This is a genomic window from Variovorax sp. 01T439_2 (assembly GCF_056398445.1).
In genome coordinates this window covers 1-9,812 of sequence record NZ_JBFTPJ010000099.1, presented here as the reverse complement: position 1 = coordinate 9,812, position 9,812 = coordinate 1, and the positions used below count along the sequence as shown (strand labels likewise).

The 9,812-nt window shown below is 67.5% G+C and carries 11 protein-coding genes; 5 read left to right on the top strand and 6 right to left on the bottom strand.

Annotation, left to right across the window (positions count from 1 at the left end):
• Together AC1DOC_RS07215 and AC1DOC_RS07210 are read left to right on the top strand one after the other, a co-directional pair.
• Positions 1–675: sensor histidine kinase (locus AC1DOC_RS07215; protein ID WP_478129594.1), on the top strand; the 675-nt coding region annotated here is incomplete at its 5' end.
• A complete protein-coding gene (locus tag AC1DOC_RS07210; RefSeq protein ID WP_478080640.1) occupies positions 672–1,517 on the top strand; it encodes a LytR/AlgR family response regulator transcription factor in 846 nt (281 codons plus the stop codon). The genes AC1DOC_RS07215 and AC1DOC_RS07210, both read left to right, overlap by 4 nt.
• 88 nt (positions 1,518–1,605) lie before the next feature.
• Here AC1DOC_RS07210 and AC1DOC_RS07205 read toward each other — a convergent pair whose 3' ends face one another.
• Entirely contained in the window at positions 1,606–1,956 is a 351-nt protein-coding gene (locus tag AC1DOC_RS07205; protein WP_020610606.1) for a hypothetical protein, read from the bottom strand.
• 134 nt (positions 1,957–2,090) lie between these two features.
• On the opposite strand from AC1DOC_RS07205, the gene AC1DOC_RS07200 reads away from it, so the two are divergent.
• Positions 2,091–3,905: a glutamine--tRNA ligase/YqeY domain fusion protein gene (locus tag AC1DOC_RS07200; RefSeq protein WP_062366289.1), complete on the top strand. Its 1,815-nt coding sequence runs from the start codon at positions 2,091–2,093 to the stop codon at positions 3,903–3,905.
• Between the two features lie 56 nt (positions 3,906–3,961).
• On the opposite strand, the gene AC1DOC_RS07195 is transcribed toward AC1DOC_RS07200, so the two are convergent.
• The gene (locus AC1DOC_RS07195; protein WP_478080639.1) at positions 3,962–4,264 is read right to left on the bottom strand and encodes a hypothetical protein; all 303 of its coding nucleotides are present in this window, start codon (positions 4,262–4,264) and stop codon (positions 3,962–3,964) included.
• A 64-nt stretch (positions 4,265–4,328) separates the two neighbouring features.
• Here AC1DOC_RS07195 and AC1DOC_RS07190 point away from each other — a divergent pair, with 64 nt between their 5' ends.
• On the top strand, positions 4,329–5,225 hold the full coding sequence (locus tag AC1DOC_RS07190) for a peptidoglycan DD-metalloendopeptidase family protein (protein ID WP_478129593.1): 897 nt from the start codon (positions 4,329–4,331) through the stop codon (positions 5,223–5,225).
• A 32-nt stretch (positions 5,226–5,257) separates the two neighbouring features.
• Positions 5,258–5,548 carry a nucleotidyltransferase family protein gene (locus tag AC1DOC_RS07185; RefSeq protein ID WP_012748713.1) on the top strand — a complete coding sequence of 97 codons (291 nt, stop codon included), beginning with the start codon at positions 5,258–5,260 and terminating at the stop codon, positions 5,546–5,548.
• 90 nt (positions 5,549–5,638) lie between these two features.
• On the opposite strand, the gene AC1DOC_RS07180 is transcribed toward AC1DOC_RS07185, so the two are convergent.
• From AC1DOC_RS07180 to AC1DOC_RS07165, 4 genes are all read right to left on the bottom strand, one after another.
• Positions 5,639–6,574, bottom strand: a complete 936-nt coding sequence (locus AC1DOC_RS07180) for a M14 family metallopeptidase (RefSeq protein ID WP_478084046.1) — start codon at positions 6,572–6,574, stop codon at positions 5,639–5,641.
• Between the two features lie 130 nt (positions 6,575–6,704).
• On the bottom strand, positions 6,705–7,685 hold the full coding sequence (locus AC1DOC_RS07175) for an MBL fold metallo-hydrolase (RefSeq protein WP_278879066.1): 981 nt from the start codon (positions 7,683–7,685) through the stop codon (positions 6,705–6,707).
• 72 nt (positions 7,686–7,757) lie between these two features.
• The gene (locus AC1DOC_RS07170) at positions 7,758–8,960 is read right to left on the bottom strand and encodes an ammonium transporter (protein WP_018906285.1); all 1,203 of its coding nucleotides are present in this window, start codon (positions 8,958–8,960) and stop codon (positions 7,758–7,760) included.
• A gap of 176 nt (positions 8,961–9,136) precedes the next feature.
• Positions 9,137–9,812, bottom strand: a 676-nt coding sequence (locus AC1DOC_RS07165; protein WP_478129592.1) for a LytTR family DNA-binding domain-containing protein, incomplete at its 5' end; no start/stop codon positions are given.

Sequence of the window (9,812 nt, the reverse complement as noted above, 5' to 3'; positions counted from 1 at the left end):
GTCTGCATGTGCTTCTTCTTCTACAGCCTGGGCCGGAGCAAGCACATGCGCAGCCAGCTCGACCTGGCGCAGCGCAACGCCACCGAGGCCCGGCTGAAGCTGCTGGAGACACAGCTGGAGCCGCACATGCTGTTCAACACGCTGGCCAACCTGCGCGTGCTGATCACGGCCGATCCGCCGCGCGCCGTGGCCATGCTCGACCGCCTCAACAACTACCTGCGCATGACGCTCAGCGGCTCGCGCGCCCTGTCGCACCCACTGTCGGCCGAGTTCGAACGGCTGGCCGACTACCTTGAGCTGATGTCCGTGCGCATGGGCGAGCGCCTGCGCTACACGCTCGATCTGCCCGATGAATTGCGCGGCACGCCGGTGCCGCCGCTGCTGCTGCAGCCGCTGGTCGAAAACAGCATCCGCCACGGGCTCGAACCCAAGGTCGAAGGCGGCGCGATCGACGTGCGCGCGCGGCAGCTCGACGGCCGGTTGATCATCGAAGTGAGCGACACCGGCGTCGGCCTGGATGCAGCGCAGCCTTCCGAAGGCAGCCGCTTCGGGCTCGAGCAGGTGCGCGAACGGCTTGCCACCGTGTATGGCGACCAGGGCCGCATGAGCCTGGCCGCCGGGCCTTCGGGCGGAACCCTTGCCACACTCAGCTTTCCATTGCAGCCCCGTTCATGAATTCCACTGCCCTCATCGCCGAAGACGAACCGCTGCTCGCCCAGGCCCTCAAGGCCGAACTCGCCGCGGCATGGCCCCAACTGCAGGTGCTCGCCACCGCGGGCGACGGCCGCAGCGCCGTGCGGGAGGCTCTGCGCCTGCTGCCGCAGGTGCTGTTCTTCGACATCCGCATGCCGGGCCTCGACGGCCTGGGCGCCGCCGCCGAACTGGCCGACCGCTGGCCCGTCGACGAGGCGCCCATGCCGCAATTGGTCTTCGTGACCGCGTACGACGAATACGCCGCCCGCGCCTTCGAGACGCAGGCCATCGACTACGTGCTCAAGCCCGTGCAGCCCGAGCGCCTGCGCAAGACCGTGCTGCGGCTTCAGCAGGCGCTGGCTGCGCAGCTGCGGGTAAAGCCAGCTCCTGCCGCCGCCGACGAGGCCCTGGAGCGCACGCTTGCGCAGTGGCGCGAGCTGCTTGCCGCCGCAGCAGGCAATGGCGCGTCGGCGCCGCCCGCCGCCTCCACCGCCCCGCTGAAAATGATTGCCGCCAGCGAAGCCGGCGGCAGCACCGTGCGCATGGTTCCGATCGACGAGGTGCTGTACTTCGAAGCCGCCGACAAATACATCCGCGTGCTCACCGCCACGAACGAATACCTCATCCGCACGCCGCTCAAGCAGCTGCTGGCCCAGCTCGACCCCGAAATCTTCTGGCAGGTGCACCGCGCCGTGGTGGTGCGCAGCTCGGCGATCGAGGCCGTGCACCGCGACGAGGCCGGCAAGCTGCACCTCGACCTGCGCGGCCGACCCGAGAAAATCCCCGTCAGCCGGCTCTATGGCCACCTGTTTCGCGCCATGTGAAATAGCGGAACGGCGTTCGCGCATAAAAAAACCGACCCCGGGAGGTCGGCTTTTTCATCCGGCGGCTGCTTGCCGCCTGCGGAGCCGCTCAGCGCCAGTGGCGATGGCCGTGGTAGTAGCCGCGCGGACCGTAGTAGCGCGGCGGTCCGTAGTACGCCGGCGGCGCGTAGTACACCGGGGCCGGGCGGTAGTAAACCGGCGGCGGCGGACGGTAGTACACGGGCGGCGGCGCGTCGTAATACACCGGCGCGGGGGCTGTATAGACCGGCGCCGGGTAGTAGGCCGGAGCGCCCACACCCACGGCAACCCCTGGCAGGCCCACGCCGACCGACCAGCTCACGTCGCCACGGGCACTGGCCGAGGTGGCCGCAAACAATGCACCGGCTGCCACGACACCCGCGGCGGCCCATTTGAAGAAGGTTGAACGTGTGAGGCTCATGATGTTGGACTCCTTGTTGGGGCGTTTCCCGCCCATGTGTGTATTGAACGCGCCAAATGCAAAGCGGTTGCCCGCCGCAATGTGAAGAACGTAGCCAAAGGTAACTGGCAGGGGGTGCGTTCTAGAATGCCGCAATGACCTCCCCGACCGACAAAGACAGCGCAAAAACAGCCGCTGCACCGAGCAATTTCCTGCGCCACGTGATCGAAAACGACCTTGCGCAGGGGGCCTATTCTGGCCGCAAATGGGGTGGCTCGCCCGGCGACGCCGCCCATCACGCCCAGGGCATGCCCGACCCGGCCAAGGTGCGCATGCGCTTTCCGCCCGAGCCCAACGGCTACCTGCACATCGGCCACGCCAAGAGCATCTGGCTGAATTTCGAACTGGCCAGGGAATATGGCGGCGTCTGCCACCTGCGCTTCGACGACACCAACCCGGAGAAGGAAGAGCAGGAATACGTCGATTCCATCCGCGACGCCGTCCAGTGGCTCGGCTACGAAACCCACCTGGCCGACCGCCCCACGGCCCCCGGCACCCTGCAGCCGCACGAATACTTCGCAAGCGACTACTTCGACTTCATGTACCGGGCCGCCGAATACCTGATCGGCGCCGGCCTGGCCTATGTGGACGAGCAAAGCGCAGAGGAAATCCGCGCCAACCGCGGCGACTTCAACACGCCCGGCACCGACAGCCCGTTCCGCAGCCGCAGCGCGGAAGAAAACCTCGCCCGCTTCCGCGCCATGCGTGACGGCCAGCTGCCCGATGGCGCCGCCATCCTGCGCGCGAAAATCGACATGGCGAGCCCCAACATCAACATGCGCGACCCCGCGCTCTACCGCATCCGCCGGGCCACCCACCACAACACCGGCGACAAGTGGTGCATCTACCCGATGTACACCTTTGCGCATCCCATCGAAGACGCGCTCGAGCAGATCACCCACTCGATCTGCACGCTCGAATTCGAAGACCAGCGCCCCTTCTACGACTGGCTGCTCGACCGCCTGGCCGAAGGCGGCCTCATCGCAAGCCCGCACCCGCGCCAGTACGAATTCGCGCGCCTCAACGTCACCCATGTGCTCACCAGCAAGCGCAAGCTGCGCCAGCTGGTCGAGGAAAAGCACGTCGACGGCTGGGACGACCCGCGCATGCCCACCCTGGCGGGCCTGCGCCGCCGCGGCTACACGCCCGAGGCGCTGCGCCTGTTCTGCGAACGCAGCGGCACCACCAAGTCCGGCGGCTGGATCGACTACGCGAGCCTGGAAGCCGCGCTGCGCGACACCCTCGACCCCATCGCGCCGCGCGCCATGGCCGTGCTCGACCCGGTCAAGCTGGTGATCACCAACTGGGGCGAACTGATGGGCGGCGACGACGTGCTCGACGACTGCTCCGCCCCCGTGCATCCGCACCACCCCGAAATGGGCAAGCGCGAATTCAAGCTCGGCCGCGAGGTCTGGATCGAGCGCACCGACTACGAGGAAGTGCAGCCCAAGGGCTTCTTTCGCCTGTTCCCGGGCAACAAGGTGCGCCTCAAGTACGGCCACGTCATCGAATGCACCGGCGGCACCAAGGACGCGAGCGGCAAGCTCGTCGAAGTGCAGGCCACGCTGGTGCCCGACACCAAGAGTGGCACGCCGGGCGCGGACGCCATCAAGGTGAAGGGCAACATCACCTGGGTGGCTGCGGCCGATGCGGTCGAGGCCGAGGTGCGGCTGTATGAGCGGCTGTTTGCGGCGGCCAATCCGGGCAGCGGCGAGCTGCTCGACGAGCTCAACAAGGCGAGCCTGGAGGTTTGCTCCGCGTATGTCGAACCGTCGCTGGCCAAGGCGCAGGACGGTGCGGCATTCCAGTTCGAGCGGCACGGCTACTTCGTGCTCGATGCGAAGGCGAGTGCCGGCGGCAAGCGCGTGTTCAATCGCGCTGCGGGCATGCGGGACAGCTGGGGCAAGTAAGACCGCCCCCTGCTCGTACAAAACCGGCGGCCGCAATGGCGCCGGTTTTTTATTGCCTATTGCGCCCGCTTGTAGACCACGCCCAACACCGCGCTGTTCTCATCGGTCGTGCACAGCGCCGGTCGTCCCTGCGCGCCGATCTTCAGGTTGACCGTGTAGACGCCGTCGCGCGGCGTCGTGCCCTTGTCCGCAACGACGCTCGACGCCGGCACGCGAAACTCGCGCGAGGCCGCGGCCACGCAGTTCTTGATGCTCGCCTCGGGCGCGCCGCCTACACGGATCGCGGTGCTGTTGCACCCGGCGGCCAGCGCGGCCGCGCTTACCATCAAGCCCCATCGGCCCAGTGCTCGGATGTTCATGTCCGGTTCCTTTGTGTTCGCCGCGCCCTTGTTTGTTCGCTTCGCAAGCCTCGAGTTCAACGCCATGCATCCCTCGCTTCCCGACTCCGCTCCATCCGGCCTCGGCCGCCGCTCTGCCCTGCTCGGCACCTTCGGCTTCGTGGCATTGGCCTCGGCGCGCGCCGTTGCGGCGGCGCCCTCGGCCAAAAAGAAGCAGCCGGAGGTCTGGCCGCATGCATCCCAGGTGCCGGGCGGCGTGGCCCGCCTGTCGCTCGGTCCGGCGGCCAGGCGCCCGCAGGCCTTCTCGGGCGACCTGCCGCTGCTGGTGGTGGGCGACGCCATCGAGTGGACCGCGCTCGTGGGCATTCCGCTCGCAGCCGTGCCCGGCGAGGCGAGCATCGCCGTGCGCACCGAGGGCGGCAACGAAAAGCAGATCGCCTATACCGTGAGCCCCAAGCAATACCGCGAGCAGCGCCTCACGGTCCCGCCGCGCACCGTCGACCTGTCGCCGGAGGACGAAGCACGCTACGAGCGCGAGCGCGCGCACCTCGCCACCGTGATGGCCACCTTCACCGACCTGCGGCCCGACGCCGCGCTGCAGATGCGCRTGCCCGTGCCCGGCCGCCGCTCCAGCTCCTTCGGCCTGCGCCGCGTGTTCAACGGCCAGTCGCGCAATCCGCACAGCGGCATGGACATCGCGGCCGGCACCGGCACGCCCGTGCTGGCGCCGCTGCCGGGGCGCGTGATCGACACTGGCGACTATTTCTTCAACGGCGGCACGGTGTGGCTCGACCACGGCGGCGGCCTGCTCACGATGTATTGCCACCTGAGCCGCATCGATTCAAAGGTGGGCGACGTGCTGAAGACCGGCGAGCAGCTCGCCGCCGTGGGCGCCACCGGGCGCGTGACGGGACCGCATCTGCATTGGTCCGTGATGCTCAATCGGGCGATGGTGGACCCGGCGTTGTTCGTTGCGGCGTGAATTGAACCCACAGCCGCACTACGCTGCGCCCCATGCGTCCTTCTGAAGCTCTGTCACAGCACCGCGTCCGCATCCGCGAGATCGCGCTGCGTCATCACGTCAGCAGCGTGAGAGTGTTCGGCTCGGCTTCGCGTGGAGAAGACGGACCCGACAGCGATCTCGATCTGCTGGTCGAACCTACGGAACAGACCACTCTCATGGACATCGGCGCCATCAGGCACGAGTTGAAGGCCCTTCTTGGCATGGAAGTCGACGTGCTCACGCCCAACGGCTTGCCGCCGAAGTTCCGCGATCAGGTGCTGCGCGAGGCGGTGCCGGTATGAGCCGAGGCGATCCGCAGCGTCTTGTGGATCTGCCATCACTTCGCGAACAGATTTCGAAATTGATGGAGCCTTGAGGGCTTCATCGCCGACTCAGATCGGCTTCGTCAAATAAACCGCCTCGCGCCCCACGATCACCCGCTGCGCGGGCATGAAGATCGTGCACTCGTCGCAGGGCGCGCGGATCTCGTCCGGGCCGTTGGTGGCGATCAGTTCTCCCTTGGCAAAGGTCTCGAAKCCGATCAGCGGGCGCACGAACGCGAAGTCTTCCGACTTGATGACGTGCGTCTGCAGCAGCTCGAAGCGGCGCTGCGGGCCGGGCGCCGGCGCGGCGGGGTCCTTGTCGATGAGGCCGAAGTGCGCCAAAAAGTCGAGCGAGATGGCGATGGCCAGCTCGGAGGCCGAGCGCAGGAAGTGCTGGCCGCATTCGGCGACCAGTGCCACGCCCTTGCCATCGGGCAGGCCATGGCGGCCATGCTGGATCAGCGGGGTGCCGGAGCCCAGGCCGTCGGGCATCACCAGGTGCACCGACGGACGGCCGATGGCCAGCGCCGCCTCGGCATTGCGCTCGAAGGCGGGATACACCCAGAACGGAATCACCGGCTGGCTGGTGGAGTGGATGTCCAGGATGTGGTCGGCCGCGCTCACCACCGGCCGCAGCGCGCGGGCGCGGCGCAGCTCGGGGCTGTCCTCGGTGCCGTCGAGCCATTCGGGCGACCAGATGCGGTTGAGGTTGTGCACCAGCTGGCGGCTGTCGAAAGGCAGCGCCTGGTCGAAGGACTCGTAGGCTTCCACATTGGCAAAGCTCACAGTGAGCGTGCCGATCTTGGGGCGCACCTGGGTGTCGAGCAGGTGCGTGGCGGCGGTCATGCCGCAGATTTCATTGCCGTGCGTGAGCGCGTTGATCAGCACGTGGGGCCCTGGCTTGCCGGACTCGAAGCGGTGCACATAGTCGATGCCGACGTTGCCCTTGCGGTAGGCAGAGAGATCGCGCGGGAGGACTTCGAGGGCGGGGGGAGCTTGGGTCATGTTGGCGTGGAGTGTGGAGCGGAGCGGTCGGGCGAGTTTGCTACAGCACGCACATTCGTGCTGCTGGCGCGGCAACACCTGCCCGCGCCGTTCAAGCTTCAGCCGGCCGGCCGGCCGGCCGGCCGGCTGTCTATCGCACCTGCTGGTAATCCACTGGCACCCAGACGTAGCCCTTGCCTTCGGCCCGCACATGGCCCAGCCCCGGGAACGGCAGGTGCGCGCTGCCGACCAGGTAGCGCCCCTTGGCCGCATCGGCATAGGCCTTCTTGCGTTCCGCCGCCGCCGGCTTCGAATCGACGTCGAACGAGATGGTGATCTGCGGCTGCGCAAACTGCACGGCGGCCACGTGCATCAGGTCGCCCCACAGCACCAGCTTCTGGCCCTTGGACTCGACCAGGTAGATGTTGTGGCCCGGCGTATGGCCATGGGCGGGCACGGCCTTGATGCCGGGCACCAGGTCGGTGTTGCCCTTCATGCCCTTGAACTTGCCGGCCTCCACATACGGGTTCAGCGAGGCCATCGCACCCTGGAAGAAGCCCTTCATCTCGGCGGAAGCCTTCTCCAGGTTGGCCTTGTCGAGCCAGAAGTCGGCGTCTTCCTGCCCGGCGTGGATGGTGGCGTTGGGGAACACCAGCTTGCCGTCCTGCACCAGGCCGCCGACATGGTCGCCGTGCATATGGGTGATGAGCACGTCGTCGACTTGCTCGGGCTGGTAGCCCGCGGCCTTGAGATTGGCCTGCAGGCTGCCGAGCGTGGGGCCGAACAGGCCGCCGGCACCCGTGTCGACCAGCACCAGCTTGCTGCCGGTGTTGATGAGATAGGCGTTCACCGAGGTGGGCACGGTGTCCTTCTCGAAGCCGCGATCGAGCAGCTTGCCGACCTGTGCCTGCGTGGTGTTGGTGAGCAGCTTCTTGGGCTCCAGGTCGATGGTGCCGTCGAACAACGCCGTCACCTCGAAGTCGCCGAGCATCGTGCGGTAGAAGCCCGGCGCCTGGGCCTTGACCTGCGGAGCGCCGGCCTGCGCCGTGGAAGAAAATGAAAGCATCAGCAGGCTGCCGGCCAGTGCGGCGACGCCGCGGCGCAGCCAGCGAGCGGGTGTTGTTGTTGTCATGGGTTCTACTCCTCGGCGGTTGTAAGGGGCGCCGAGAATAGCCCAAGCAGGCCGGCCCTGCAGGAACCCGGCCTACCAGTTCACCTCGCGCTCCGGCGTCGCCGAGATGTGGTGGATCGACAGGTCGGCGCCGTCGTATTCCTCTTCCTGCGTGAGCCGCAGCCCCAGCGTGGCCTTGAGCGCGCCGTACACCGCCGCGCCCGCGAGCGCAGCCCATGCCACGCCCATCAAGGTGCCGATGAGTTGCGCCCAGACGCTCACGCCGCCGATGCCTCCGAGCGCCCGGGTGCCGAAGATGCCCGCCGCGATGCCGCCCCAGGTGCCGCACAGGCCGTGCAGCGGCCAGACGCCGAGCACGTCGTCGATCTTCCATTTGTTCTGCGTGAGCGTGAACATCACCACGAAGATGGCGCCGGCCACGCCGCCCACCACCAGCGCGCCCAGCGGATGCATCAGGTCGGACCCCGCGCACACGGCCACGAGGCCGGCGAGCGGGCCGTTGTAGACAAAGCCGGGGTCGTTCTTGCCCAGCGCCAGCGCCACCAGCGTGCCGCCGACCATCGCCATGAGCGAGTTGACGGCCACCAGGCCGGAGATCTTGTCGATGCTCTGCGCGCTCATCACGTTGAAGCCGAACCAGCCGACGCACAGCACCCAGGCACCCAGCGCCAGAAAAGGAATGTTCGACGGCGGATGCGCGCTCAGCGAGCCGTCGCCGCGGTAGCGGTTGCGGCGCGCGCCCAGCAGCAGCACGGCCGGCAGCGCGAGCCAGCCGCCCACCGCGTGCACCACCACCGAGCCGGCAAAGTCATGGAACTCGCTGCCCGTGGCCGAAGCGATCCAGGCCTGGATGCCGAAGGCCTTGTTCCAGGCAATGCCCTCGTACAGCGGATAGACGAATCCGACGATGACCGCGGTAGCGATCAGTTGCGGCCAGAACTTGGCGCGTTCGGCAATCCCGCCCGAGATGATCGCCGGAATGGCCGCCGCGAAGGTGAGCAGGAAGAAGAACTTCACGAGCTCGTAGCCGCTTTTGGCTGCGAGCTCGGTGGCGCCCACGAAGAAGTGGGTGCCRTAGGCCACGCCATAGCCCACCAGAAAGTACACGATGGTCGAGACCGAGAAGTCGACCAGGATCTTGACCAGCGCATTGACCTGGTTCTTCTTGCGCACCGTGCCCAGTTCCAGAAAGGCGAAACCGGCATGCATGGCCAGCACCATGATCGCGCCGAGAAGAATGAACAGCGCGTCTGCGCCCTGTTTGAGTGCGTCCATTGGAGCTTCTTGCAGTTTTTGGTTTGAATTGGTGCATGCACCCGAATTGCTCGGGGCAGCGCCGCAAGAAAGCAAAAATGGTGCCTGAAGGCTCTCTAGTGGTGCGTCACGGAGGGAAATGAGCCTTCTCAGTGCAGAGCCGCACCGGAACAGGACGGATCGACGCACCGCCCGAGTCAGCTCGCCCCGGCGCGCAAGGCGTCGCGATAGCGCCGGCTGCAGGGCACCGTGCTGCCGTCGTGCATGTGCAGCCGGGCATCGCCGCCGTCGAGCGGCTCGATTTCCTTGATGCGGCCGAGGTTGACGGCGTGGCTTCGGTGCACGCGCACGAAATGGGCGGGGTCGAGCTGCGCCAGAAAATCGGTGAGCGTGGCGCGCAGCAGGTAGTCGTGGCCGTTGACGTGCAAGCCGACGTAGTTGCCTTCGGCCTGGAGCCAGTCGATGTCGCTCGCGGCAATGAGGAACTCGCGCCGCAGCTTGCGCACCAGGAAGCGCTCGGGGCGCGCGGGCGGCGCGGCTGCCCGATGGGCTTCGGCGGGCTCGGCCGGCGCTGCCGCCGCCGCCTCGGGCGGGTCGAGCACGCGCGCCTCGCCCTGCAGCCGCAGCATGAACACGCCGTACACCCAGATGCCGAACACCATCGACAGGTACGCGCGCACGTCCTTCAGGTATTCGTAGCCCCAGCGCCCGGTCCAGCCCGCGAAGTCGTAGCGCTCGCCAACCGCCGCGTAGACCATCGCGCGCAGCGCGAACATCGCCGCCACGTGCACCACGCTGAAGACCTCGCTGGCGGCCTGGTGCCAGCCCAGGTAGCGCAACAGGTGGGTGCGTGCGTGCGGGGACAGCCGGTGC